Below are 24,660 nucleotides of genomic sequence, written 5' to 3'. Positions count from 1 at the left end.
AGCCTAGGTCACCGCAACGGCCGGGCGCGGCACGCCGCCGCCCGATCGGGGCGCATCTTCGGCCTGGCCTGGGGTAACCGCGCGACGCGGACCGCCAGCAACGGGCGGGCGAGCGTGAGGAGGACACCATGCAGCAGGTGCAGCTGTCGGACGTCGAGGCTCGGGTGTACGACGCGGTGGCGGCCCTGGAGGCGCGCGGGCAGGTACCCTACCCGGACATGATCGCCCAGGAGTGTGGCCTGACCGAGGAGCAGCTACGGACCCCGCTGCACCTGCTCACCGAGAAGAACCTGCTGCACCGGGAGGACTCCCCGATGGCCGGGCTGGACTTCGGCCCGCGCTTCTGCGCACAGCAGTTGGCGTGACCGACGGCGGCGCCGCGGTCGACGAGCGGCGGCGCTGGCAGGCCCTCGGCGTCGGGCTGGTCGCGGCGTTCATGACGCTGCTCGACATCAGCATCGTCAACGTCGCCCTCCCGTCGCTGGACCGTGCCCTGCACGCCAGCCCCAGCGACCTGCAGTGGGTGCTCTCCGGGTACGCGCTGACCTTCGGGCTGGTCCTGGTGCCGGCGGGACGGTTCGGTGACGTCCGGGGCCGGCGCAACACGTTCGTCTTTGGCATCGCCCTGTTCACGCTGACCAGCGCACTGGCCGGGCTGGCCCAGTCCCCCGCCTGGCTGGTCGCCGCCCGACTACTCCAGGGCGCCGCCGCCGGTCTGGTGAACCCGCAGGTGACCGGCCTGATCCAGCAGCTCTTCCGGGGCTCCGAGCGGGCCCGACCGTTCGGGTTGCTCGGTGCCACCATCGGCATCTCCACCGCGATCGGTCCGCTGCTCGGCGGTCTGCTGATCGCCGCGGGCGGCCCCGAGCACGGCTGGCGGTGGGTCTTCTTCGTCAACGTGCCGGTCGGCATCGTCGCGGTGATCCTCGGCCTGCGGCTGCTGCCCGGCCGACCGGCCGAGCAGCCCACCAAACGCCGGCGTGACCCGATCGGCGTGCTGCTGCTCGGCGTCGGCGTGACGCTGGTGCTGCTGCCACTGGTGCAGCGCGAACAGTGGCAGGGCCCGGCGAAGTGGCTGCTGGTCCCCGCCGGCCTGGTCACCCTGGTCGGCTTCTGGCTCTGGGAGCGACGGTACGCGCGGCAGGGGCCGCCGCTGTTCGACGTGCGCCTGTTCAGTCACCAGTCGTACACCCTGGGCTCGGTGATCGCGCTGCTCTACTTCGGCGGCTTCACCGCGATCTTCTTCATCCTCACGCTCTACCTGCAGAACGGTCGCGGGTACAGCGCCCTCGTCGCCGGTCTGACGATCACCCCGTTCGCGCTCGGTTCGGCCGTGGCGTCCGCCGTCGGCGGTCGGATCGTCAACCGGTACGGCCGGCCGCTGGTCGCCATCGGGCTGCTGGGTGTGGTGGCCGGTCTCGGCCTCGCCGCCCTCGCCATCGAGGTGCTGCCGCACGCCCCCGTCCCCTGGGTGATCGCGCTGCCGCTGCTGATCGCCGGCATCGGCAGCGGTCTGGTGATCGCCCCGAACCAGACGCTGACCCTGTCGGAGGTGCCGGTGCCGCAGGCGGGCAGCGGGGCGGGCATGCTGCAGACCGGTCAGCGCATCGGTTCGGCCGCCGGCATCGCGGTCGTCGGCGCGGTCTTCTTCTCGGCGGTGTCGGCTGGTGACGACGCCTGGTCGGTCGCGTTCGAGCGGTCGCTGCTGACCTCCGCCGGGATCGTCACCCTGGCCCTGGTCGCCGCCACCGTCGACATCATCCGCAACCATCGACGGACGCAGAGCGCCACCCGTTCCTGACGCGCGCCGGGAAACGCCGGACGCGCGCCGGGAAACGAGGGCGGAAACCCGGGCGAACACTGGCCGGCCGGGGCAGCGAAGGGGACGCCCGGGCCGGTAGACACAGCAACCATGACGAACACCCTCGACCGTCGTACCCTCCTGCGCGTGGCCGGCGCCTCCGCCGGTACGGCGGCGCTGGCCGGCGCCACCCTCGCCGGCAGCGCCACGGCACAGGCTGCCACCGGGGCGTTCCGGCACGGTGTGGCCTCCGGTGATCCACTCCCCGACGGGATCCTGCTGTGGACCCGGCTCACCCCGACCGAGCAGGCCCAGCCCGGCTCGGGGCTCGGTCCCGAGGTCCAGGTGACCTGGCAGGTGTCCGCCGATCCGGACTTCACGGACGTCGTGTCGCAGGGCGCGCTGGTCACCGGTCCGGCGCGGGACCACACGGTCCGGGTGCCGGTGACCGGGCTCGCGGCGGCCAGCACCTACTGGTACCGCTTCGGCTACGCGGGCGGCTGGTCGCCGACCGGGCGCACGATGACCGCCCCGGACGTTGAGGCGGAGATCGACCGGTTGCGGCTGGGCGTGGTCTCCTGTTCGAACTGGGAGGCAGGTTACTTCGCGGCGTACCGGCACCTCGCCGAGCGCGGCGATCTCAACCTGGTGGTGCACCTGGGCGACTACCTCTACGAGTACGGCACCGGCGAGTTCACCGCGGGCGGGTCGGTGGTGCGGCCGGTGAGCCCGACACACGAGACGCTCAGCCTGGCCGACTACCGTGCCCGGCACGCCCTCTACAAGACCGACCCGGATCTGCAGGCGCTGCACGCCGCGCTGCCGTGGGTGATCACCTGGGACGACCACGAGGTGGCCAACGACCAGTGGTCCGGCGGGGCCGAGAACCACACCCCCGGCGTGGAGGGTGACTTCGCCACCCGGCTCGCGGCGGCGCGGCAGGCGTACCTGGAATGGATGCCGGTGCGCTCCGGCGCCGACGGCGCGATCTACCGGCGGCTGCGCTTCGGCCGGCTCGCCGAACTGTCCATGCTCGACCTGCGCACCTACCGGTCGCAGCAGGCCTCGGGTACCGCGGTGGACGACCGGTCGCGGACCATCACCGGCGCCGACCAGATGGCCTGGCTCAAGGCCGGCCTGTCGACCTCGACCGCCCGGTGGAAACTGGTCGGCAACTCGGTGATGATCGCCCGGTTGGACGTCGGTGCGCTGCCGGCCTGGCTGCTCGGCCCGCTGGGAACGTTGCTGGGCATCCCGCAGAACGGGGCGGTGCTCAACGTCGACCAGTGGGACGGCTACAACGCCGACCGCAACCAGCTGGTCGACCACCTGCGGTCGACCGGCACCCGCGACGTGGTCTTCCTGACCGGCGACATCCACACCTCGTGGGCCAGTGAGGTGACCACCCGGGCCACCGGTGCGGCCAACCCGGCCGCCGCCGAGTTCGTGGTGCCCTCGGTGACCAGCGACAACGTCAACGACTTCCTGGGCCTGCCGGCGGGCAACCCGCTCAGCGCCCTCGGTACCACCCTGATCCGTTCGACCAATCCGCACGTGCGCTGGACCGAGCTGGACGGGCACGGCTACGGGGTGCTGGAGGTGACCCGACAGCGGTGCCGGATGGACTGGTACCACCTGGCCGACCGCACCCGACGCGCGAGCGCGGCCCGCTGGGTGGCCGGTTGGTCGGTCGGCGCCGGCTCATCGACGCTGCGCCGGGAGAGCGCGCCGGCGGCCTGAGGCCCGATACGAACCGAGCCGGCCGGCCCCGGGTGCGGGACCGGCCGGTTCGATGTCGATGTTGATGTCGTTGTCACCAGAGCTGGGCGACGATGTCCGCCGACTGCTCCTCCCACTGCGCGTAGTGGAACGGGTAGGCCGAGACCTGCACCGTCTGCGCCGCGGTGGTCAACGGCAGGTCCTGCCAGCCGCCGACGTTCCGCAGCGCCCGGAAGAAGGCCTCCGAGGAGTACTCGGGGTCGGTGATCTGCTCCACGCTGCCCCAGCCGGTGGACGGACGCTGCTGGAACAGCCCCTGCGAGTCATGGTCGTTCCGCGCGCCCAGGTGGCCGAGGTTGTACAGCTTCGACTCCTGCAGTGCGGTGGCGATGCCGATCACCGCGCCCCGCTCGCCCACACCGGTCTTCTTGGCCACCTCGATGATGGTCTTGGCGTTGTCCCGCTGGGCGTCGTCGAGCGGGACGCGCGACTGGGCGCCCTGCACGCCGTACGGGATCAGTTGGTCGCGGGTCGGCTTGCCGGCGCGCGGCTTGTCGGTGCGACCACCGGTGGTCTGCCCGGATTCGACCGTGCTGTCCGAGGTGTCGCGGCCGGTGGCCCGGTCGATCGCCGCCACGGCGCCCTCGTGCGGGCCCGTGGTGATGGGTGCGGCGATGGCGGTGGGGCCGAAGGCCAGTCCGGCGAGGGCGGTCACGCCCACCACGCTCAGCGCGGTCTTCCGGTTCGGGTTCGTCGCGATGGCCGGGAGCCATCCAGTGAAGTCCGGCTTCACGATGGTTGCCCTTTCGATCGGGTACGAGCCGCTCGGGGTTGAGCCGCTCTCGGGGGTGACTGCGCAGCCCGGTCGAGGTTTGCGAGCCGGCGCTACGGGGGACACAACCCAGCCGAAGTGTCGGGCATTCCGGAAATGCCCCTCGCCCACACGGCTGCGACCCACGTCACCACCAGCACAGGACGGCGGGACTCAAACCCCCCACAGTCCCCCCAAGCGCACCAACACGCGCCCCACCGTCGCGTTGATCATGAAGTTAGCGGGCGTTTAGAGATCAAAACCCCCCGCTAACTTCATGATCAACGCGGGGTTGGTGGTGGGAGGTGTGGGGCCTCGGCGGCGATGGTGGTGCTGGCGCCGTGGCCGGTGTGCACGACGGTCTGCGGCGGCAGGGTGAGCAGCCGGTCCCGGATCGAGTCGACGATGGTGCCGAAGTCGCTGTACGAGCGGCCGGTGGCACCCGGTCCGCCGGCGAACAGCGTGTCGCCGGTGAAGACGACGTCGAGCGCCGGGGCGTACAGGCAGCACGCGCCGGGGCTGTGCCCGGGGGTGTGCAGCACGGTCAGGGTGGTCCCGCCGACCTCGATCGTCTGGCCGTCGCCGAGCTGCCCGCCGGGCGGCTCGTCGGGGTGCACCATGTCCCACAGCACCCGGTCAGCGGGGTGCAGCAGCACCGGGGCGCCGGTGGCCCGGGACAGCTGCGGGGCGACCCGGACGTGGTCGTCGTGGGCGTGGGTGGCGACGATCGCGGTGACCCGCCGGCCGGCGACCACGTCGAGGATGGCGTCGACATCGTGCGGGGCGTCGATGACGACGCATTCGGCGTCGTCGCCGACCACCCAGACGTTGTTGTCGACGTCGAAGGTCTGACCGTCGAGGGAGAAGGTGCCGGAGGTGACGGCGTGGTCGATCCGGGCGGCCATCAGAAGACCACCACCGACCGGAGCACGTCGCCACGGTGCATCCGGGCGAACGCCTCCTCGACCCCGTCCAGCGGGATCTCCTCGGTGACGAAGGCGTCCAGGTCGAGCCGGCCCTGCAGGTAGAGCACGGTGAGCATCGGGAAGTCGCGGCTGGGTAGGCAGTCGCCGTACCAGCTGGACTTGAGCGCGCCGCCGCGGCCGAACACGTCCAGCAGGGGCAGCTCGATGCGCATCTCGGGCGTGGGCACGCCGACCAGCACGACGGTGCCGGCCAGGTCGCGGGCGTAGAAGGCCTGCTTCCAGGTTTCCGGCCGGCCGACGGCGTCGATCACCACGTCGGCGCCGAAGCCGCCGGTGGCGGCCTGGATCTCGGCCACCGGGTCGGCCTCGGAGGCGTTGACGGTGTGGGTGGCGCCGAACCTGCGGGCCCAGTCGAGCTTGCGGGAGTCGGTGTCCACCGCGATGATCGTCGTCGCGCCGGCCAGCGCCGCACCGGCCACCGCCGCGTCGCCGACGCCGCCACAGCCGATCACCGCCACGGAGTCGCCCCGGGTCACCCCACCGGTGTTCATCGCCGCGCCGAGCCCCGCCATCACCCCGCAGCCGAGCAGACCGACGGCGGCCGGCCGGGCGGCCGGGTCCACCTTGGTGCACTGGCCGGCGTGGACGAGGGTCTTCTCGGCGAAGGCGCCGATGCCCAGCGCCGGGGAGAGTTCGGTGCCGTCGGTCAGGGTCATCTTCTGGGCGGCGTTGTGGGTGGCGAAGCAGTACCAGGGACGGCCCCGCCGGCAGGCCCGGCACACGCCGCAGACGGCCCGCCAGTTGAGCACCACGAAGTCGCCCGGCGCGACCGCGTCGACCCCCTCGCCGACCTGCTCGACGATGCCGGCCGCCTCGTGGCCGAGCAGGAACGGGTAGTCGTCGTTGATGCCGCCCTCGCGGTAGTGCAGGTCGGTGTGGCAGACCCCGCAGGACTGCACCCGTACCACCGCCTCACCGGGGCCGGGGTCGGGGACCACGATCTCGGTGACCTCGACGGGCGCCCCCTTGCTGCGGGAGATGACCCCTCGTACCTGCTGGCTCACGCTCTCCTCCTACTCCGCGCCGGCGCGCAGCGCCGCCGCCACCGCACCGCGGCGTCGCTGGCGGCGGCGTCCGTCTTTGGAGGCGAACCTACCGCCGCGACGACGGATCGGCACCGCTGCCGCGCGCCCGGCTTGCGCGGCGGAACCACCGTGGTCGCCGCCGTGGTCGCGGCGAGTGGCGTTGCGCCAGCGCAGTACCTGCACCGCGCCGACGGCCCAGAGGAGGTACTGCACCGCGAACGCCCAGCGGAACGCGGTCAGGTCGGGGGCGGCCCGCCCGGTCGGGGTGGCCAGGTCCAGCACGACGCCGATCGCGAGCACCAGGATGATCGACGCGGTGAAGCCGCCCACGTTGACGATCCCGGTGGCGCTGCCGATCCGGCTGACCGGGTTGAAGGTACGCGCGTAGTCGAAGCCGATCATCGAGCCGGGGCCGTTGAGCGCCAGGACCAGCACCAGCGTGACCAGCAGCCAGCCGGGGGCCCGGCCGGGCCAGGCGAGCACCACCGCCCAGATGGCGGCGGTGGCACCGGTGATGGTGAAGACCAGCACCGAGCGGCGCAGCGGGTACCGGGCGCACAGGTGGGCGATCGCCGGGCCGGTCAGCAGCATCGCCAGGGTCAGCACGGTGAGCAGCGTGGCCGCGGCGGTCGGGGTGAGTCCCTGCCCCTGCACCAGGAACGGGAAGCCCCACAGCAGGGCGAAGACGGTGCCGGAGAACTGGGTGACGAAGTGTGTCCAGAGCCCGAGGCGGGTGCCGGGATGCGCCCACGCGGCGGCCAGCCGCCCGCCGACCGGAGCCGGCGGTGCTGCGCTCCGCTCGCCGCGCGGCGGCACCACGGCAGGCGGCGATGCCACGGCCGGCGGTGATGCCATGGTCGGCCCGGTCGCCGGGCGTGGACCGTCGTGGACCGCGGCGAGCACCATCAGCACCGCCGCCGCGCCGATCCCGGCCGCGGTCAGGAAGGCGACGGTCCAGCCGGCGTGGTGCAGCAGCGCCACCAACGGTACGGCGCCGAGGATCGCACCCAGCTGGCCGAACGTGCCGGTGAGCTGGACCAGCAGCGGGTTGCGGCGACCCGGGAACCAGAAGGTGACGATCCGCAGGACGCTGATGAAGGTCATCGCGTCGCCGAGGCCGATCAGGACCCGGGCCGCCACGGCGAGGCGTACGTCGGTAACGAGGGCGAAGGCGAGCTGACCGGCGACCATCAACGCGCCGCCGGTGACCAGCAGCCGACGCGAGCCGTACCGGTCGAGCAGCATCCCGACCGGCACCTGCATGATGGCGTACACGGCGAGCTGGGCCACGCTGAAGGTGGCCAGGGTCGCCGCGCTGATCTCGAATCGGTGCGTGGCGTCCACCCCGGTCACGCCGAGCGAACTGCGGTGGAACACCGCCGCCACGTACGCGCTGAGCGCCACGCCCCAGACCAGCCCGGCGCGGGCGTGTGGGGTCCGTGGTGCGGCGGATCTGCTCACCGGGGGCCCAGGAACACGCGCGCGGCGGTCTCGATGTGTGCGGCCACCGCGGCGAGCCAGGGCTGCGGGTCGTCGGTGTCCAGGGCGGCCAGCTGCGCGGCGTGCTCGGTCAGCGCCGCCTCGGCCCAGCGTGGTGAGAGCCGGAAGCTGGCCTCCCCCATCCGCAACTGCCGGTCGCGCAGCCGCTGGTACAGCTCGGCGAGGATCTGGTTGCCGGCGGCGTCGACGACGGTGGCGTGAAACGCCCGGTCGGCGGCCATCAGGGCGGTCAGGTCACCGGCGGCGTGCGCGGCCCGCATCCGCGCCAGCCGGGCGGCGAGGTCGACGCGGATCTCGGCGCGCCGGGGCCAGACCCGCTCGGCGGCGTGCACCTCGACGAGGCGGCGGGCCTCGATCACGTCGGCGATCTCGCGGGCGGACACCGGCAGGATCAGCGCTCCCCGCTTCGGGAAGAGCCGGACCAGCCCTTCGGCCTCCAGCCGCAGCAACGCCTCGCGTACCGGGGTGCGGGAGACCCCGGTCGCCTCGGCGATCTCCCCCTCGCTGACCAGCGACCCACCGGGATACAGCTGCTCCAGGATGGAGCGTTTCAGATGTCGGTAGGCGCGTTCGGCCGCCGACGGCCCCGCGGTCCGACCACCCACGAGCGGATACGTCATGTATCTATGATGCCCCTCACCCCATCCCGCCCTCACCCCCACCCCGCCAGTCCTCGTTGATCATGAGGTTAGCGGCAGTTTTAGAGATCAAACTCGCCGCTAACCTCATGATCAACGCGGGTCTGGGTGGGGCGGGGTGGGGTCAGGTGAGGAGGAGGGTTGTTGCGGTGGGGAGGAGGGCGCGTTCGGTGGGGGTCTGGGTGGGGTTGGCGCGGCGGATCGCCACGGCGGCGTCGACCAGGGGCGGGGCGTGGTCGCGGATCGCGGACAGGTAGGCCCGTAGCAGGTCACCGGCCTCGGCGGCCATCGGTTGGGCCGGGTCCACGGCCACCTGGGCGAGGATCAGGGCGGTCATCGCGACGTCCAGCCCGGGCGGGCCGTGCCGGACGTTGCGCCAGTCGACGAGCACCGGGCCGCGCGGGTCGAGGATGACGTTGTCCGGGTGAACGTCCAGGTGCAGGATCCGCTCGCCGGCACCGACAGCGGCAGCAGCACCGGCAGCAGCGGGACCGGCGGCGGCACCGACAGCGGCAGCGGCGGCAGCGGGACCGGCAGGGGCAGGGGCAGCGGCGCCCGTGCCGGGCAGCGGCGCGACGGCGTGCAGCCGGCGGTGCAGGTCGGCGAGGATATCGGCCGCCGGCTCGACGTCGATCGTGCCGGCGACCAGCGCCTGGAGCATCGTGGGACCGGGCACCCGCTGCATGACCAGCTCCGCGCCGGACGCCTCGTGCACCCGGGGCACCGGGAAGCCGGCGCCGTGCAGGTGGGTCATGAACGCGGCCTCCACCGCCACATCCATGCCGTCGCGGTATCGGCGCAGCACCCGATCGGCGTCGAGGGCGTACACGTCGGCGTCCCGACCGGCGGCGATGAGCGTGGGAGCGGTCATGTTGGCGACGGTAACCGCCGCACGCCACGGTGGACGGCCGCGAGGGTGGCACGCCAGGCGTGGTCCACCTGTGACACTCTGAGATATCGACGACGGTCGCCGGAGGTGATGGTCACGTTACGCACGCACCAACTCGTTGCCGTGCCGGACATCCCACCGCTCGACATCGACGTTCCCGCCGGCGCGACGGTGGCCCTGCTCGCCCGGCCGAGGCTGGGCACCGCCGTGGCCCGGGTGCTGGTGGGGCTGGCCGCGCCGGTCGCCGGCCGGATCCTGGTCGGCGGCCGCGACGTCACCGACCTGCCGCCGCCACGACGGCGCATCGGGTACGTGCCGGCCGGCGGCGCCCTGCTGCCCCACCTCACCGTGGCCCGCAACATCTCCTACGGCCAGCGGCGTCGCCGGCAGGTACGCGACGTCGCCGAGGGCTGGGCGGCCGTCCTGGTCGACCGCCTCGAACTCGCCCCGACCCTCGGCCTGCGCCCGCACCTGCTCACCGAGGCGCAGCGGTTCCGGGTCGCCATCGCCCGGGCGATGGCCTGCCTGCCCGAGGTGCTGGTGGTCGACCTGCCGGCCGCGGTCGACGGGGTGCGCCTGCCCGACCTGGTCGGCCGGCTGGCCCCGCCGGACTCCGCCGGTGTGACGGTGCTGATCTGCTCCGCCGCCGACGAGGTGCTGGTCGACGTGCCCGACCGGCTCTCGGCGACCAGCGAACGGCTGCCCGGGCCGGCCCGTCGGGAGGTACGCCCGTGACGGGGATCGGGCTGCGCCGCCGCACCCTGCTGCGCGCCACTGCGACCGCCGCCGCGGCCACGGTGACCGCGGCCGGTGCCGGCGGATGCGCTCGGGGCCGGCGGTCGGTGCAGGTGGCGGTCGTCTGGGCCGGTGGCGAGCTGGCCCGGTTCCGTGAGGTGGTCGTCGGCTATACCCCGACGGTGCAGGTGATCGGCGTGGGCAACGACATCGACGCCTTCCTGACCGCGCGACGCTCCGCCGGCACCAGCCCCGACGTGGCGATCCTGCCCCGCTCGGGTCTGGTCGTCGAGTACGCCCAGCGTGGCTGGCTCAGCGAGGTGACCCCGGCCACCAGCTACACCGCGCCGGCCGGCATGGCGGATCTGCTCAGCGTCGACGGGCGCCGCTACGGCGTGTGGGTCAAGGCGGCGCACAAGTCGCTGTTCTGGTACTTCCCGTCGATGCTGGCCGAGCCGCCGAGAACGTGGGACGCACTGGTCACCCTGACCCGCCGGCTCGGTGCGCGGCACCGGGCGGGCGCGGGCCCGGCACCGCTGGCGATCGGTGCCGCCGACGGCTGGGTGCTCACCGACTGGTTCGAGAACGTGCTGGCCGACGTCGCCGGTGCCGACCTGTACGAGGCGCTGGCCCGGGGCGAGGCCGACTGGCGGGACCGGCCGGTGGGGTACGCGCTGGACCGGCTCGCCGAGTTGTGGAGCGTCGACGGCGCGTTCCCGGACGGCGGGCGACGGGCCCTGCTCACCCAGTTCGAGGAGTCGGTCATCCAGGTGGTGCACCATCGCGACGCGACGATGGTGTTCGAGGCCGACTTCGTCGACGCGGTCGTCGGCCGGTTCCGTCGCGGCACCGAGCCGCTGGCCACGTTCCGGTTTCCCGGCGCCCGGGTGGCCAGCCAGCCGCTGATCGTCGGCGGCGACGCGGCGGTGGCGTTCGCCGGCTCCGAGGGCGGGGTGGAGCTGGTGCGCTGGCTCAGCGACGCGGGCGCCTTCCAGCCCTGGCTGGACGCCGGCGGCTACCTCTCCCCCAACCTTTCCGTGCCGGCGGGCAGCTACCGCGACCCGCTGCGCGGCCGCTTGGCCGACGAGCTGCGCACCGCCGACACCGTGCAGTTCGACCTCTCCGACCGGCTGCCGGGGACCTTCACCGGCACCGACGGGGTCGGGATCTGGCGGATCATGCAGGACTTCTTCATGGACGTGACCGACGGGGTGGCCGCTCGGGAGGCCGTCCGCCGGGCCACCGGGGCGCTCGCCGAGGCGGCGCGGGCGGCGGAGGGCGGGCGGTGAGCCGGGGGCCGCTGCTGGGCGAGCTGGCGGTGCTCGACGACGTCGGGCCGCCCCGGCGGGGCCGGGCCTATCCGGCCGCCGGCGTCGCCTGGGCACTGCTGGCACCGGCGGCGCTGCTGCTCGGCGGGCTGCTGGCCTGGCCGGTGCTGCGAACGGCGCAGGCCAGCGTCACCACCGACGGCCGCTGGGTGGGCGCCGAGCACTACCGGGCCGCCCTCGCCGCCCCCGACACCGGCGCGGTGATCGGCCGTACGCTGCTGTGGGCGCTGCTGGTGCCGACGGTGGTCACGGTGCTGGGCTACCTGCTCGCCGCCGCCTCCCGGCGCTCCCAGGAGGGCTGGCTGGTCCGGCTCATCCTGGTGGTGCCGACCGCGCTGCCGCTGGTGGTCACCGGCGTGACCTTCCGGCTGCTCTACGACCCGGACCCGCGGCGTGGGCTGGTCACCCTGCTGCTGGCCCGGGTCACCGGACGCGCCCCGGAACAGGTGCCGCAGCTGCTCGGGCCGGAGCTGGTCACCGTGGCCGTGATGTCGGCCTTCGTGTGGGCCTGGGTCGGGCTGGCCATGCTGGTGTTCCGGGCCGCCCTCGACGCCGTGCCGACGGGGCTGGTCGACGCGGTACGCGCCTTCGGCGGCAGCCGCCGCGACGTGCTCTGGGACGCGCAGTGGCGACCCCTGCTGCTGCGTACGGTCGCGGTGGTCTTCGCCCTGGTCGCCGTCGGCACCAGCCGCACCTTCGACCTGATCCTGGTGATGACGCCCGGCTCGGTGCGGGACGAGGCGTCGGTGCTCTCGCTGCGGATCTGGCAGACCTCCGGCGCGACGACCACCGGCGAGGGCGCCGCCCTGGGAGTGATCTGGCTGGTCGCGGTCACCGCGGGCATGCTGGTGGTGGCGCTGTTCGTCCGGCAGGCGTGGCCGCCACCCCGGCAGCCGGCCGGCGACACCGCGCCCGCGCCGCCACCCCGGCGGCTGGTCCGGATGCTCGCCGCGGGTGCGGCCATCGCCTGGCTGCTCCCGCTGGGAGTGCTGGCGGCCACCTCGTTGCAGGATCCGGTGCGGGCGGCCACCGGAGGCTGGTGGTCCGGCCGACCGAGTCTCGACTCGTACGCGGCGGTGCTCACCGGTCCGGAGCTGTGGCGCAGCCTCGGCTTCACGCTGGTGCTCGCCACGGTCGTCACCGCCGCGGTGCTGGGCGTCGCGCTGCTCGCCGCCTACCCGCTGGCCTGGCTGACCGGGCCGGCGGCCCAGGCCACCGGGCTGGTGCTGATGGCCGCGGTGGTGGTCCCGGTGCAGGTGATCGCCGGTCCGCTCAACGAGGTCCTCGGCCTGGCGCTCTCCTCCGGCACGGCGCGGGGCGTGGCCCTGGTGCACATCGCGCTGGGTGTGCCGTTCGCCGTGCTGGTGCTGCGCAACGCCTTCGCCGACCTGCCCGCCGAGCAGATCCGTGGCACCCGGGTCGGCGGGCGGCACTGGTGGGGCACGCTGCGCCGGCTGGCCCGGCACCACCGCACCGCGCTGGTGGCGGTGGCCGTGCTGGAGTTCGTGCAGGTGTGGAACGACCTGGTGGTGGGGCTGCTGTTCAGCGGCCCGGACGCCGCCCCGCTCGGGTTGTTCCTCGCCGGACAGAACCGTGGCTTCGTGGCCGGCAGCGGTACGCTCGCCGCCGGTTGCGTGCTCGCCTCGATCCTGCCCGTGCTGGTGTTCGTCCTGGCCCGCCGGCAGGTCGTCGCCGGCCTGGTCGCCGGGGGTGTCCGGTGACCCCGCCGGGACGGTCCGCCCGCCGGCCACGGCTGCTGAGCATCCTGCTCGCCGTCGGCGGGGTGGTCGGCGCCGGGGTCAGCGCCGTGCTCGGCAACGTCACCGGCAACCTGCTCTCCGAGCTCTCCGTCGCCGTCCTCGGCTCGGCGAGCCTGGGTCTGGCGGCCATCGGGGTGGTCGCCACCTTCGTCGTGGAGTGGCGGCGCCGCCAACGGGAGCAGCTGCTGACCGACGACGACGGCGAGACCGCGGCGACCAGCAGCGCACCCACGCTGCCGTGGCCGGCGGGATACACCGGCCGGCGGGGCCAGGCCGAGGCCGTGGTCGCCATGCTCGCCCCGGAGCACGCGGTGGCGGTGGTGGGCCGGCGCGCCGTCGGCACGTCCTGGTGCACCATCCAGGCGGCGAACCTGAGCCGGACGGACTTCCCCGACGGGCAGTTCTACCTCGACCTGCGCCGGGGCGGCCGGGCCCGCTCGCCGAGGCAGGTCCTGACCGCGCTGGCCCGCATCCTCGGCACCGCCGCCCCGCGCTCCGGCCGGCCGGACGACCTCGCCGACGCCGCGGACGAGCTGCGCGGCCAGCTCGACGGCCGCAAGGTGCTGCTGGTGCTGGACAACGTGGACAGTCCGGCCCAGGTCCGGCCGCTGCTGCCGCCGACCGCCCGGGACTGCCGGCTGCTGCTCGCCGGCACCGGCCGGCTCGCCGCGGTGGACGGGGTGGTGGCGTACTGGCTGGCCGAACCGGACGTCGGTGACGCGGTGGAGATGTTCGCGGACGCCGGTGCGGCCACGGCCGTGGCGCGCCCGCACCGCCCGGACCCGCGCACCGACCCGGCCGTGCGCACCATCGTGGAGTTGTGCGGGCGGCAGCCGCGCACGGTGACGGAACTCGGGCGGCGTACGGCGCAGCACGGCTGGCGGCACGCCGACGTGCTACACGCGTTGCGTCGCGCCGCCGACACGCCGCCGCACCAGCGGGTCGGCGTCTCGCCGGTGACCGGGCTGGTCACCGCGCGCGACACCGCGTACCACGCGCTGAGTGGGCAGGCCCGCCGGTTGTGGCGGCTGCTGTCGCTGAGCCCGGTGCCGCTGGACCGGGCGACCATCGCCGCGCTCGCCGGTCGCCGGCCGCACCGGATCGCCGCCCTGCTGGACGAACTCGCCGACGGTGCCTTCGTCGTCGGCGCGCCCGGCGACCGGTACGAGGTCCGGCCGCTGCTCGCCGCGTACGCCCGGATGCACCTGCGGGAGGCCGAACCGGTGCACCGTCGGGTCACCGTCCAGGCCCGGCTGACCCGGCACCTGGCCCGCCGGGCCGAGCAGCACATGGCCGGGCTGGGGATGGCCGGCGTGCTCGACCGGGATCACCGGCTGCCCGACGACGACCCGTACGGCTGGCTCGACCTGCATCAGGAGTTGCTGCTGGCGGTGGTGAAGGTGCCGGCCGGCGCGGTGGAGGCGCTGCCGCGACGGGTGCGGGACTGGTGGTTCCGGCTGGCCGTGGCGCTGTGCGGGTGGCTCGCCCACGTCGAGCGGCGGGACGAGTGGGAGGAGGTGTGCCAGACCGTGCTGGCCAATCCCAGCGCCCAGGACCGGCCCGAGATCGCCGGTTGGGCGCACAACGAGCTGGGGGTGCTGCGGCGGCGCCGGCACGACCCGTACGGCGCGGTGGCCGCGCTCAGTCTCGCGGTGGCCGGGCGGGGGCGGCGCGGCACCGCGCAGGCGCGGATGAATCTCGGCCTGGCCCTGCTCGACCTCGGCCGCACCGACGAGGCGGTGGAGCATCTGGAGCTGTCGCGCCGGCACCGCGCGGGTGCCGACCGGGCCGGTCAGGCGCTCAGCGATCTCGGGCTGGGTGCGGCGAGGCTGGCGCGCGGCGAGTTGGAGGCCGCCCACGACCTGCTGGTACGGGCGGCGAACACGTTCCGCTCGCTCGGTGACTCGCGCGGCTACGCGGCGGCGCTGACCAACCTCGTGCTGGTGCACTCCGCGATGGGCGAGCACCTCGACGCGGCGCAGGCGTGGCGGGCCGCGCTGCGCGAGTACGAGACGGTGGGCGACCCGACCAACCGGGCGGCGGCGCTGCTCAACGCGGGGGCGGCGCTGCTGGGCGTGGCACCGGGGCAGGCCCGCCAGGCGTACGGGCTGCTGGCCGAGAGCCGGCGGCTGCGCGAGGGCGGCCGTCCGGACGCCGGGCTGGGCCGGACGCTGCTGCATCTGGGTGACGCGGCGGCGGCGCTCGGCGACGACGACGAGGCCCGCCGCCACTGGGTGGACGCGGCGGCAATCTGCGAGTTGGCGGGCGACGAGGACGGTCAGCGGGTGGCGGATGCCCGCCTCGGTGGCGAGCGCTCCCCCGAATCCCGCCCGGGAGTGACCTGACCGGGCCCGGCCTACCGCCCGGGGTGACCGACCGGCCCGACCTACCGCCCGCGACGACCTGACCGGGCCCCGACCTACCGCGCGCGACGGACCGAGGCGACGATCGCGGTGCCCTCGTCGATGGCCGGGGCGGAGCGGCGGGGTCCACCCGGCGCGGCCCGTCCGGGCCGGGCCGTCAGGCGGTCTGGCCCGGACCGGCCGCACCGTCAGGCGGTCTGGCCGGGGGCGAGGTACCGGTAGCCGGGCACCGTCTCGCCGAACCAGCCGTTGACGCTGGCCAGGCCGCGCTCGTTGAGCTGGGCGTCGTGGATCGGGAAGACCTCGGGCGCGCCGATCCCGGTGGCGAAGTCGATCGCCTCGGTCAGCTTGAGCCAGGACGCCTGCGCCGGCACCAGCAGGGTCCGCAGCGGCCGACCGGGCGGGTGCAACGAGTCGCCCGGGTGGTAGACCGCGTCGGCGACGAGGTAGCCGAGGTTGGCGCAGTCGGGCTGCCCGTCGTGGATGGTGGCGTGCCGGCCGCCGACCGCGGTGACCTCGATACCGGCGGCGGTGAACCGCTCGCCCGGCCGGACCCGGGTCACCGGCAGCGGCGCCAGGTCCGGCAGGGCGGCGCCCTCCGGCACGAAGACCGGCACCCCGAGGCCGGCCAGCCGGAGCACGTCGATGTGGTCGACGTGCTCGTGGCTGACCAGTACGGCGTCCGCGCCGACCAGGGCGCGCGGCTCGCTCCACGTGCCGGGGTCGATGACGAGGACGCGACCGTCATGTTCGAGCCGGACGCAGGAGTGCGTGTACTTGGTGATCCGCATAGCCCCGCACGGTACGGGGAGCACCACGCCGCCGGTGCCCGGCGACTTGGCGCCGTCAGGTGCGCGCCGGCCGGTGGCGGCCACCCCGGCCGGCGGGTGGCCGCTCCACCGCCTCCTCGACCACCTGGCACAGGTCGGTGAGCGGGTCGAGCGCCTGCGCCGCGCAGGCCACGCGTTGCAGCAGCGCCCGCAGCGTCACGGCCTCCTCGGGAGGCAGCGCCCGGAGCAGGTGCGACTCGACCGTCCGGAGCGCCTCCCGCCGGCGTCGCGCGGCCTCGTGGCCGGCCTCGGTGAGGGTGACCAGGCGGCTGCGCCGGTCGGCCGGGTCGGGTCGCCGGACCACCAGCCCGTCGCGTTCCAGGTCGTCGATCAGGTACGTCAGCACGGTGCGGTCGATGCCCAGTTCCTCGGCGATCGCGCCCTGGTTGCGGGCGGGCTGCCGGTCGGCCGCGGTGAGCACCTGGTAGCCCCGGGGCCCGCCCGGCAGGTCGCCGACGGCGTGGTCGGCGGCGCGGACGTAGGCACGGAAGACGACGCCGAGCATCCACCCGAGATCCTCGTTGATCGGGTCGGGATGGGGGTCGCTGGCCTGCGCACCGGTCATCCCCCCAGGTTATCGCAGATCACATACTTTATTGGGCAATGATGTTCTGTACGCAATAACATCGCGGAGGTGCGGTGACCGCCGCCGCCCAACCGGAAGGAACGCCGAGATGAGCGACTACGGGCACCCGCTGACCTTCGGGTCCTTCCTCACGCCCGGCAACGCCGACCCGGCCCGGCCGGTGCGCCTGGCCCTGCTCTCCGAGCAGGTCGGGCTCGACCTGGTCACCTTCCAGGACCACCCGTACCAGCCGGCCTTCCTGGACACCTGGACGCTGCTCAGCTTCGTCGCCGCCCGGACCGAACGCGTACGCCTCGCCGCGAACGTCACCAACCTGCCGCTGCGCCCACCCGCCGTGCTCGCCCGTGCCGTGGCCAGCCTCGACCTGCTCAGCGACGGCCGGATGGAACTCGGCCTCGGCGCCGGCGCGTTCTGGGACGCCATCGAGGCGATGGGCGGGCGGCGCCTCTCCCCCGGGCAGGGCGTGCAGGCCCTGACGGAGGCGATCGAGATCATCCGGCAGATCTGGGCCGCCGACGCCCGTGGCGGCGTACGGGTCGAGGGCGAGTTCCACCGGGCGGTCGGCGCCAAGCGCGGGCCGGCTCCCGCCCACGACGTGGGCATCTGGCTCGGCGCCTACAAGCCCCGCATGCTCGCGCTGACCGGGCGTCGGGCCGACGGCTGGCTTCCCTCGCTGGCCTACCTGCAACCCGGCGACCTGGCCCGGGGCAATGCGATCATCGACGAGGCCGCCGCCGGGGCCGGCCGGTCCCCGACCGAGGTACGCCGGCTGCTCAACGTCAACGGGCGGTTCGCGGCGACCGGCCGCGGCCCGCTGGACGGCCCGGCCGAGCAGTGGGCCGAGGAACTCGCCGACCTGGCGCTGACCGAGGGGATCAGCACGTTCATCCTCGGCAGTGACGACCCGGACGACCTGCGGCGCTTCGCCGCCGAGGTGGCTCCGGCCACCCGGGAACTGGTCGCCGCCGAACGCTCCACCCGCCCGGCCGGTAAGGATGGGCAGGCCGTCGGGGCCCACGCGAGCGACCCAGACGGCACGGGCGCAGGCGGCACGCGCGGCACGGCCGGCAACACCGAGGGGACCTCGGCCACGGCACGGGCCGGTGCCACCGGAGGAACCTCGGCCGCGACACGGGCCGGTGCCGCGGGGCGGTCGGTGGGGCGTCGGGGCTGGAGCGGGGCGGGGCCGTTCGCGGTGGTGCCGACACCCGACGACGGCGTACGCCGCAGTGACGTGCGGGTGTGGGACGAGTCGGCCCGACCGACGGGGCCGGCACCCGACCCGGCGCGCACCTACACGGCGCACGAGCAGGCCGGCGCGCAGCACCTGATCGACGTGCACGACGGGCTACGGGCCGAACTGGCCCAGATCCACGATCTCGTCGAGCAGGTCGCCGCCGGGCTGATCGACGTGGGCGCCGCCCGCTCGCACATCAACACGATGACGATGCGGCAGAACAAGTGGACGCTGGGCACCTACTGCGAGTCGTACTGCCGGGTGGTGACCACCCACCACACGATCGAGGATCGGTCGCTCTTTCCACACCTGCGGCGGGCCGACCCGCGGCTCAAGCCGGTCATCGACCGGCTCGTGGAGGAGCATCACGCCATCCACGACGTGCTGGAGGGCGTCGACCGCGCGCTGGTCGCCTTCGTCGCCGCCCCGGACGGGATGGCCGAGTTGCGGGCCGCGGTGGACCTGCTCAGCGACACGCTCCTGTCGCATCTGTCCTACGAGGAGCGCGAGCTGGTCGAACCGCTGGCCCGCCTGGGCGCGCACTGATTCTCGGTCACCAGGACGGGTGAACTCAGCCGGGGTACGGGGCGGCGGCGCGCGCCGTGCGTAGCGCCGCCGACCACCAGCGCAGACCGGCCAGCAGGGTGTCCAGCTGCTCCTCGGCCCGCGCGGCGTCCCGCAGGCCGCCCTCGGCGTCGAACCGTTCCCACACGTTGGGGAAGGAGACCGTGTGCCGCAGGGTCACCGCGTGCAGCTCGGCGAGGACCAGTCGCAGCTGCTCGACCGCGCGCAGGCCGCCGGACGTGCCGCCGTAGCAGACGAAGGCGACCGGCTTCGCCCACCACTCCTGGTTGGCGCTGTCGATGGCGGTCTTCAACGGTCCCGGGTAGGCGTGGTTGTACTCGGGGGTGAGCACCAGGTAGGCGTCGGCCTGCCGGATCCGGTCGGCGAAGACGCGGGCGTCGCCGGTGCCGTCCATCGCCGCCGGCAGGTCCAGCCCGGCCAGGTCGAGCAGGTCGATGTCGAGGTCGGCGTGGCACTTGAGCCGGGCGAGCAGCCAGTCCGCGACGCGCGGCGCCGTCCGCTCGGCCCGGACACTGCCGATGATGACTGCCAGTCGGATCGGCACGTCGGTCATGTGGATCACCTCTCTGGATGGGTGGTCGATCGGGCCAGTACGGCGAGGTCGGCCGGGGGCAGGTCGACGCCCAACTCGGCCAGGACCGGGCCCAGCTCGGCGTCGGCGACGGCGCGGGTGACGGTGCTGCCGTCGGCCCGCTCGACCGTGTACTCCCGACCGACGAGCCGCCGCACCTGGTCGTCGTCCTTGCGCACGACGACCGGCTGCCCGACGAACGGCGAGCCGGGGCTGGTCGCGGTGAGATGGTTGGCGCCCGCCACGTCGACCGGGTACGTCGCCTCGGCGGAGAGCGTGTAGAGGGTCTCCCAGCCGGCGGTCCCCCGCTGCTGCAACCGCCAGCCGCCGTCGGCGCCGCGCCAGGTGCGCAGCCGCCACTGCCCCTGCCGGTGCACCCGGTTGTGCAGCAACGGGACCGGTTCGAGCAGTCCGGAGCCGAACCCGGGATCGGCCAGCCAGTCGGCGTCGCCGAGCCGGACCCGCAGCACCAGGTGCGAGCGGGGACGCGGGTGCACGGCCGGGTCGCCGGTGCGGGTGAGCAGCCGGGTGACGGCGAAGCCGAGACGGTCCAGCACCGCCGCGAAGAGCAGGCCGTGCTCGAAGCAGTAGCCGCCGCGCCGCCGCCCGACGAGCTTCGCCTGGATCGCGGCCAGCTCGACGCTCACCCCCCGCCCCAGCGGGATGTCGAGGTTCTCGAACGGGATCGCCGCCACGTGGGCGCGGTGCAGCGCCACCAGGGTCGCCACGCCCACCGCCGGCCTCGCCCGGTGGCCGATCCGGGCCAGGTACGCGGGTAGGTCGAGCGGCTCGCGCTGCCACCCGTCGTCCGGTTCCGCGGCCGGCACCGGCACGGTGGGGCGACTCTCGACGGTCACCGTGACACCTCCGGGGCGAGCCCGCCGCCGTTCGTCGACCCCGCCGGTGAGCTGCGGGTCGGGCGCCCCAGATAGGTCACCGGACCCGGATCGGGCACCGGGATCTCGTGGAAGCCCAACCGGTCGTAGAAGCCGCGGGCGCGCACGTTGGCGGTCGCCATACCGAGGTGCAGTGCCCGCGCCCCGGCGCGCGCCACCGCCGCGAGGAAGACCTCGACCAGGCGACGACCGTGCCCGGCGCCCTGGTACTCCGGCAGCAGGTCGATGTGCAGGTGGGCCGGGTAGCCGGCCAGTTCCGGCAGCAGCATCCGCTCCGGCCGGTGGTGCAGGGCGATCATCTCCTCGTCGGGTGTGGCGGGCGGCCGGACCGGTGCCGGGTAGCGGTGCGCCAGCCGGGGGATCCAGCTGTCCCGGTAGGCGCGGACGAAGGCGGGGGTGTCCGCCGTGCCGAGCACGTACCCGACGACCCGCGCCCCGTCGGCGAGCACGAAGGCCAGCTCCGGTTCGAGGTGCAGGTACGGGCCGGCGAAGAGATCGGGCATCAGGTCGTCGCTGGCGTACATCCCCCGGGCGTCGCCACCCGCGGCGGCCGTGCGTACGCAGATGTCGTACACCTCGTCGTGGTCCTCGCCCCGGTACGGTCGAATCACCGGATGCGGGCGTCTCCCCGTCGTGTCCATGCCCGGACCGTACGGTGTGCAAGCGCTTTCACCGCAAGTGCCGACGTCAGGCGCTCTGCCGCGGCACCAGCGTGGAGGGATGCACCACCTCGGCCTCGGCGGCGGCGGTGCCGTCGAGCAGGCACCGCAGGGCACCGGCCGCGATCCGCTCCACCGGGTGGGTGCCGGTGGTCAGGGCCGGGCGGCCCAGCGCGGCCAGCGGCACGTCGTCGAAGCCGACCACGGCCACGTCGTCGGGGACGCGGCGGCCCGAGTCGGCCAGTTCCCGCAGCGCGCCCAGCGCGGTGACGTCGGTGATCGCCACGATGGCGTCGGTGTCCGGCCAGCTCCGCAACACCCGACGTGCCCCGGCCGCGCCGGTCTCCAGGCTCAACCCGCCGGTCACCGTGCGGACGGGCAGGCCGTGCTCGCGCATGCTCGCCCGGTACGCCGCGACCGGCTGCCGCATGCTCGGCACCCATCCCGGCCCGGTCAGCATCGCGATCCGCCGCCGGCCACCGTCGATCAGGTGCCGCAGGCTGGCGTGCATCGCCGCCCGGGTGTCCACGTCGTGTGCGGCGACCCGGCCGAAGCCGGGCCCCACCACGGCGACGCGGCCACGCAGCGCCACCGGCACCGCGTCGAGCAGCTGGAGACTGTGGTTGACCAGCAGCAACCCGTGTACGCCACGGTCGCGGGCGGCGTCGGCGACGGGCGTGACGTCACCGGGGCGCAGCCACCGCGTCGACACCCCGAGGCCGTGCGCGTCGGCCTCCCGCGCGGCGGCACCGACCAGCCGGGCCACATACTGGTCGGTGAGCATCTGGGCGTGCGTCGCGACGACGCCGATCACCACCCGGTGCCCGCGTCGGCGGGCCAGGGAGACGGCCAGCGGGTTTGGCACGTACGACAGGTCGGCCGCGATCCGCCGCACCCGCTCGCGCACCGGCGCGGAGACCGGGCCGGTGCCGTTGAGCGCCCGCGAGGCGGTGGCCGTCGACACTCCCGCCGCGCGGGCCACGTCGGCGAGGGTGGGCTGGGACGGCCGCGATCGCACCATGTTCCCTCCGGTGTGCCGGGTCCTCGCTCCATCGTGCCCGACGAGGGCCGGCCGCTCGACCGTCAGCGGCGGGCGCCCGCGGGGGTGGTCCGGGCCTCGGTCATCCCCTGGTTGGCCAGCGCGTCGGCCCGCTCGTTCTCCGGGTGCCCGTTGTGCCCCTTCACCCACAGCCAGGTGATCCGGTGCCGGGCGCAGGCCGCCTCCAGCCGCTGCCACAGGTCGGCGTTCTTCACCGGCTGCTTTGCCGCCGTCCGCCAGCCGTTGCGCTTCCAGGATGCCAGCCAACTGGTGATGCCGTTGCGCACGTACGTGCTGTCGGTGTGCAGCTCGACGGTGGCCGGGCGAGTCAGGCTCTCCAGCGCCTCGATGGCGGCGGTCAGCTCCATCCGGTTGTTGGTGGTCGGGCTCGCCTCGCCGCCGCGCAGTTCACGCTCGTGGGAGCCGTAGCGCAGCAGCGCACCCCAGCCGCCCGGCCCGGGGTTGCCGCTGCACGCGCCGTCGGTCCAGATCCGCACCACCGGGCCGGCCGTCTCGTCCACCATCCGGCCAACCTACCGAAGCCTCCCCGCCGGCGGGCACCCGGCCGCGCCGGTGGGGCCCTACAGTCGACCGGGTGAGCAATCTTGTCGCCGACACCCGGCTGTTGATCCGGCCGGCGCAGCCGGGTGACGCCGAAGTGCTGCACCGCTTCATCGTCGAGCTGACCGAGGCCGAGGGTTTCCCCGGTGAGGTGACGGCACAGCCGGCGGACGTGGCGCGCGCCCTGTTCGGCGCCCACCCGGCCGCCGAGGCGGTGGTCGCCACCGTCGCGGGCGAGCCGGTCGGTTTCGCGCTCTACTACCCGACCTACAGCACGGTGGCCGGTCGGCCAGGCATCCATCTGGACGACCTGTACGTGCGGCCGGAGCAGCGCGGCAACGGCGTCGGCCGGGCCCTGCTGGCCCACCTGGCGGCGCTGGCCGTGGCGCGCGGCTGCGCCCGCCTGGAATGGTGGGTGCTGCGCACCAACGACCCGGCCCTGCGCTTCTATCGACGGCTGCACGCCCGCACCCTCGACGAACTCGACGTGCTCCGGTTGGACGGGGAGCGACTGCACGCGCTCGCCGCCGACGCCGGGCACCCGTCCGCGGCCGGCGGTGACGCGGCTCAGTGACCGGGTCGCCGACGCCGGCTCAGTGAACCGGGCCGCCGACGCTCGGGGGGTCGGGGCCGCCGACGGGTGGCGGCACCGTCCACTCCGGACGGTGCCCCGGCGCGAGCCGGTCGCGGAGCCGGCCGGCGGCATCGGCCACGGTGGCGGTGAGCATCGGCCGCAGCCGGGTGGAGCGCATCACCGCCAGGTCCTCGGCCACGCTGGTGTGGCCGTCGAGGAAGCGCAGCACCCGCTGCGCCGGGTTGCCGGCGAAGAGCCGGCCGAAGAACTCCGGGCCACCGACCAGGTCGCGGTCCAGCGCCCGCAGGGCGACCGCGTCCATCCAGCGGTGCCGGCGGGGGTACGCGGGCGCCGGCACCGGCGGCCGTCCGGCGGCTACCGCACGGGCTACCTGCTCGGCCTGGCGGTGCATGGCGGAGAAGGTGAAGCCGGTCGAGGGGCGGGTGGCGCCACCGGCCGTGCCGAGGCGTACCACCCGGGGTGAGGGGCGGGCCACGAACGGGCCGTCGGTCATCGGGATCACCCCGTTCTCGACCTCGGTGACGGTGAGCCGGGCCGGATCGAGACCGAGCAGGTCCCGGTAGCCGGCCAGCGCCGCGTCGTACGCCGCGCCGGTGAGCAGATCGGGTGCGAACTCGGTGTACTCGACCAGGGCATACCGGCTGTCCACCGGCAGCACGTAACCGAAGGAGACGCCCCGGGCCGGCTGCGGGGTGCGGAAGTCCATCAGCACGGCCCGTTCCGGGTCGAAGACCGGCCGGTCGGCCGCCAGCCACCAGCCCCGGAAGTGTTGCAACCAGTTGGTCCGCCCGGGGCGCCGCGGCGGTCGCGGCCGGGAGTCCAGCACCCAGCGGGCCCGCAGCACCGGCCGGCCGCCGACGGTACGCACCAGCACCCGCTCGCCGTCGTCGTCGAGCGTCTCGGCACCGGCGACGATCCGGGTCACGCCGAGACGCCGCTCCGCCTCGGCAGCGCGGTCGTAGATGGGGCCGGAGCGCAGCATCGCGTACCTCAGGGGGGCCAGGTCCAGGGCCTGGTGCGTGCCGGGCGTGATCACCTCGACCCGCGACCAGCTGGCGCTGAGCAGCTCGTCCAGGTCGTTGCCCGGGCGGTCCCAGAAGGCCCACGTCCGGTCCTGGCCACGCCGGTGCACCGGGTCGACGACGGCGATCCGCAGGTCGCGTACGCGGTGGCGGGCCAGCGCGGCCAGCACCAGCGAGGCGGCGCCGCCCGCACCGACCAGGGCGAGATCGACGTCGACCGGCGGGGCGTGCATCCGATCACGCTGCCACACGTCCGGGCGCCACCGGAGGCCGCGCTCGACATCCGGGGTACGACGAATCGTGCAGCCGTGACGGGGTGAGCACACCGGGCATCGACGTGATGCCGCACCCGCCGGACCCGAGCCCGGTCCTTCGGCGACGCCTCCGTCTCCCGGGAGGACACGGGACGGCAACGAGGATTTCTCATTTTCACCGGATCGAGGTCCCATCCCACCTAGTGTTGGGCACACCGGTGCTAGTCACGGAGTTGGCCACCCGAACGACGTCCCAGCAGTCAGCGGACG

At 74.4% G+C, this 24,660-nt stretch carries 23 protein-coding genes; 9 read left to right on the top strand and 14 right to left on the bottom strand.

The window, feature by feature from the left end:
• The first annotated feature begins 128 nt into the window (after nucleotides 1-128).
• The 3 genes from O7615_RS27635 (at nucleotide 129) to O7615_RS27625 (ending at nucleotide 3,541) form a co-directional block, all read left to right on the top strand.
• On the top strand, nucleotides 129-365 hold the full coding sequence (locus O7615_RS27635; RefSeq protein ID WP_278180711.1) for a hypothetical protein: 237 nt from the start codon (nucleotides 129-131) through the stop codon (nucleotides 363-365).
• The gene (locus O7615_RS27630) at nucleotides 362-1,801 is read left to right on the top strand and encodes an MFS transporter (RefSeq protein WP_278180710.1); all 1,440 of its coding nucleotides are present in this window, start codon (nucleotides 362-364) and stop codon (nucleotides 1,799-1,801) included. The genes O7615_RS27635 and O7615_RS27630 overlap by 4 nt, the downstream gene beginning before the upstream one ends.
• A gap of 111 nt (nucleotides 1,802-1,912) precedes the next feature.
• Complete coding sequence (locus tag O7615_RS27625) at nucleotides 1,913-3,541, top strand: alkaline phosphatase D family protein (RefSeq protein ID WP_278180709.1); 1,629 nt, start codon at nucleotides 1,913-1,915, stop codon at nucleotides 3,539-3,541.
• A 73-nt stretch (nucleotides 3,542-3,614) separates the two neighbouring features.
• Here the strand turns inward: O7615_RS27625 and O7615_RS27620 are convergent, their stop codons facing one another.
• From O7615_RS27620 to O7615_RS27595, 6 genes are all read right to left on the bottom strand, one after another.
• A complete protein-coding gene (locus O7615_RS27620; RefSeq protein ID WP_278180708.1) occupies nucleotides 3,615-4,313 on the bottom strand; it encodes a hypothetical protein in 699 nt (232 codons plus the stop codon).
• A gap of 299 nt (nucleotides 4,314-4,612) precedes the next feature.
• Nucleotides 4,613-5,236 carry an MBL fold metallo-hydrolase gene (locus O7615_RS27615; protein ID WP_278180707.1) on the bottom strand — a complete coding sequence of 208 codons (624 nt, stop codon included), beginning with the start codon at nucleotides 5,234-5,236 and terminating at the stop codon, nucleotides 4,613-4,615.
• The gene (locus O7615_RS27610) at nucleotides 5,236-6,321 is read right to left on the bottom strand and encodes an S-(hydroxymethyl)mycothiol dehydrogenase (protein ID WP_278180706.1); all 1,086 of its coding nucleotides are present in this window, start codon (nucleotides 6,319-6,321) and stop codon (nucleotides 5,236-5,238) included. Before O7615_RS27610 ends, O7615_RS27615 begins: the two co-directional genes overlap by 1 nt.
• 9 nt (nucleotides 6,322-6,330) lie before the next feature.
• A complete protein-coding gene (locus tag O7615_RS27605; protein ID WP_278180705.1) occupies nucleotides 6,331-7,803 on the bottom strand; it encodes an MFS transporter in 1,473 nt (490 codons plus the stop codon).
• Nucleotides 7,800-8,462: a GntR family transcriptional regulator gene (locus O7615_RS27600; RefSeq protein WP_278180704.1), complete on the bottom strand. Its 663-nt coding sequence runs from the start codon at nucleotides 8,460-8,462 to the stop codon at nucleotides 7,800-7,802. The genes O7615_RS27605 and O7615_RS27600 overlap by 4 nt, the downstream gene beginning before the upstream one ends.
• 142 nt (nucleotides 8,463-8,604) lie before the next feature.
• The gene (locus O7615_RS27595; protein WP_278180703.1) at nucleotides 8,605-9,351 is read right to left on the bottom strand and encodes an aminoglycoside phosphotransferase family protein; all 747 of its coding nucleotides are present in this window, start codon (nucleotides 9,349-9,351) and stop codon (nucleotides 8,605-8,607) included.
• A gap of 108 nt (nucleotides 9,352-9,459) precedes the next feature.
• On the opposite strand from O7615_RS27595, the gene O7615_RS27590 reads away from it, so the two are divergent.
• From O7615_RS27590 to O7615_RS27575, 4 genes are read left to right on the top strand one after another with little or no spacing between them, the layout of a single operon-like run.
• Complete coding sequence (locus O7615_RS27590) at nucleotides 9,460-10,104, top strand: ATP-binding cassette domain-containing protein (RefSeq protein WP_278180702.1); 645 nt, start codon at nucleotides 9,460-9,462, stop codon at nucleotides 10,102-10,104.
• Entirely contained in the window at nucleotides 10,101-11,393 is a 1,293-nt protein-coding gene (locus tag O7615_RS27585) for an extracellular solute-binding protein (RefSeq protein ID WP_278180701.1), read from the top strand. Before O7615_RS27590 ends, O7615_RS27585 begins: the two co-directional genes overlap by 4 nt.
• On the top strand, nucleotides 11,390-13,153 hold the full coding sequence (locus tag O7615_RS27580; RefSeq protein ID WP_278180700.1) for an ABC transporter permease subunit: 1,764 nt from the start codon (nucleotides 11,390-11,392) through the stop codon (nucleotides 13,151-13,153). The genes O7615_RS27585 and O7615_RS27580 overlap by 4 nt, the downstream gene beginning before the upstream one ends.
• Nucleotides 13,150-15,537 carry a tetratricopeptide repeat protein gene (locus O7615_RS27575; protein ID WP_278180699.1) on the top strand — a complete coding sequence of 796 codons (2,388 nt, stop codon included), beginning with the start codon at nucleotides 13,150-13,152 and terminating at the stop codon, nucleotides 15,535-15,537. The genes O7615_RS27580 and O7615_RS27575 overlap by 4 nt, the downstream gene beginning before the upstream one ends.
• Nucleotides 15,538-15,743: 206 nt before the next feature.
• On the opposite strand, the gene O7615_RS27570 is transcribed toward O7615_RS27575, so the two are convergent.
• Both O7615_RS27570 and O7615_RS27565 read right to left on the bottom strand, forming a co-directional pair.
• A complete protein-coding gene (locus O7615_RS27570) occupies nucleotides 15,744-16,346 on the bottom strand; it encodes an MBL fold metallo-hydrolase (protein ID WP_278180698.1) in 603 nt (200 codons plus the stop codon).
• A 55-nt stretch (nucleotides 16,347-16,401) separates the two neighbouring features.
• Complete coding sequence (locus O7615_RS27565) at nucleotides 16,402-16,950, bottom strand: MarR family winged helix-turn-helix transcriptional regulator (protein ID WP_278180697.1); 549 nt, start codon at nucleotides 16,948-16,950, stop codon at nucleotides 16,402-16,404.
• A gap of 109 nt (nucleotides 16,951-17,059) precedes the next feature.
• Between O7615_RS27565 and O7615_RS27560 the strand changes: the two genes are divergently transcribed.
• Nucleotides 17,060-18,754: an LLM class flavin-dependent oxidoreductase gene (locus tag O7615_RS27560; RefSeq protein WP_278180696.1), complete on the top strand. Its 1,695-nt coding sequence runs from the start codon at nucleotides 17,060-17,062 to the stop codon at nucleotides 18,752-18,754.
• Between the two features lie 25 nt (nucleotides 18,755-18,779).
• Here O7615_RS27560 and O7615_RS27555 read toward each other — a convergent pair whose 3' ends face one another.
• The 5 genes from O7615_RS27555 to rnhA all read right to left on the bottom strand — a co-directional run bounded on the left by O7615_RS27555 (nucleotide 18,780) and on the right by rnhA (nucleotide 22,482).
• A complete protein-coding gene (locus tag O7615_RS27555; RefSeq protein ID WP_278180695.1) occupies nucleotides 18,780-19,346 on the bottom strand; it encodes an NADPH-dependent FMN reductase in 567 nt (188 codons plus the stop codon).
• Nucleotides 19,347-19,351: 5 nt separating this feature from the next.
• Nucleotides 19,352-20,221, bottom strand: coding sequence for an arylamine N-acetyltransferase (locus O7615_RS27550; protein ID WP_278180694.1), 870 nt, complete (start codon nucleotides 20,219-20,221; stop codon nucleotides 19,352-19,354).
• Nucleotides 20,218-20,901 (bottom strand): GNAT family N-acetyltransferase, encoded by a 684-nt coding sequence (locus O7615_RS27545; RefSeq protein ID WP_278180693.1) that lies wholly within the window; start codon nucleotides 20,899-20,901, stop codon nucleotides 20,218-20,220. Before O7615_RS27545 ends, O7615_RS27550 begins: the two co-directional genes overlap by 4 nt.
• A 46-nt stretch (nucleotides 20,902-20,947) precedes the next feature.
• On the bottom strand, nucleotides 20,948-21,940 hold the full coding sequence (locus O7615_RS27540; RefSeq protein ID WP_278180692.1) for a LacI family DNA-binding transcriptional regulator: 993 nt from the start codon (nucleotides 21,938-21,940) through the stop codon (nucleotides 20,948-20,950).
• 62 nt (nucleotides 21,941-22,002) lie between these two features.
• Nucleotides 22,003-22,482, bottom strand: a complete 480-nt coding sequence (rnhA, locus tag O7615_RS27535) for a ribonuclease HI (protein WP_278180691.1) — start codon at nucleotides 22,480-22,482, stop codon at nucleotides 22,003-22,005.
• A 71-nt stretch (nucleotides 22,483-22,553) separates the two neighbouring features.
• Between rnhA and O7615_RS27530 the strand changes: the two genes are divergently transcribed.
• A complete protein-coding gene (locus O7615_RS27530) occupies nucleotides 22,554-23,093 on the top strand; it encodes a GNAT family N-acetyltransferase (RefSeq protein WP_278180690.1) in 540 nt (179 codons plus the stop codon).
• 19 nt (nucleotides 23,094-23,112) lie between these two features.
• On the opposite strand, the gene O7615_RS27525 is transcribed toward O7615_RS27530, so the two are convergent.
• Entirely contained in the window at nucleotides 23,113-24,369 is a 1,257-nt protein-coding gene (locus O7615_RS27525) for a lycopene cyclase family protein (RefSeq protein ID WP_278180689.1), read from the bottom strand.
• Nucleotides 24,370-24,660 lie beyond the last annotated feature (291 nt).

Source organism: Micromonospora sp. WMMD1082 (assembly GCF_029626175.1).
Classification (GTDB): domain Bacteria; phylum Actinomycetota; class Actinomycetes; order Mycobacteriales; family Micromonosporaceae; genus Micromonospora.
This window is presented reverse-complemented; position numbering and strand designations above follow the sequence as displayed.

Coding starts and splice junctions, on each gene's coding strand:
- O7615_RS27635 (WP_278180711.1), top strand. CDS start 129: ATGCAGCAGGTGCAGCTGTCGGACGTCGAGGCTCGGGTGTACGACGCG.
- O7615_RS27625 (WP_278180709.1), top strand. CDS start 1,913: ATGACGAACACCCTCGACCGTCGTACCCTCCTGCGCGTGGCCGGCGCC.
- O7615_RS27615 (WP_278180707.1), bottom strand. CDS start 5,236: ATGGCCGCCCGGATCGACCACGCCGTCACCTCCGGCACCTTCTCCCTC.
- O7615_RS27600 (WP_278180704.1), bottom strand. CDS start 8,462: ATGACGTATCCGCTCGTGGGTGGTCGGACCGCGGGGCCGTCGGCGGCC.
- O7615_RS27595 (WP_278180703.1), bottom strand. CDS start 9,351: ATGACCGCTCCCACGCTCATCGCCGCCGGTCGGGACGCCGACGTGTAC.
- O7615_RS27590 (WP_278180702.1), top strand. CDS start 9,460: ATGGTCACGTTACGCACGCACCAACTCGTTGCCGTGCCGGACATCCCA.
- O7615_RS27570 (WP_278180698.1), bottom strand. CDS start 16,346: ATGCGGATCACCAAGTACACGCACTCCTGCGTCCGGCTCGAACATGAC.
- O7615_RS27565 (WP_278180697.1), bottom strand. CDS start 16,950: ATGACCGGTGCGCAGGCCAGCGACCCCCATCCCGACCCGATCAACGAG.
- O7615_RS27560 (WP_278180696.1), top strand. CDS start 17,060: ATGAGCGACTACGGGCACCCGCTGACCTTCGGGTCCTTCCTCACGCCC.
- O7615_RS27555 (WP_278180695.1), bottom strand. CDS start 19,346: ATGACCGACGTGCCGATCCGACTGGCAGTCATCATCGGCAGTGTCCGG.
- O7615_RS27545 (WP_278180693.1), bottom strand. CDS start 20,901: ATGGACACGACGGGGAGACGCCCGCATCCGGTGATTCGACCGTACCGG.
- O7615_RS27540 (WP_278180692.1), bottom strand. CDS start 21,940: ATGGTGCGATCGCGGCCGTCCCAGCCCACCCTCGCCGACGTGGCCCGC.
- rnhA (WP_278180691.1), bottom strand. CDS start 22,482: ATGGTGGACGAGACGGCCGGCCCGGTGGTGCGGATCTGGACCGACGGC.
- O7615_RS27525 (WP_278180689.1), bottom strand. CDS start 24,369: ATGCACGCCCCGCCGGTCGACGTCGATCTCGCCCTGGTCGGTGCGGGC.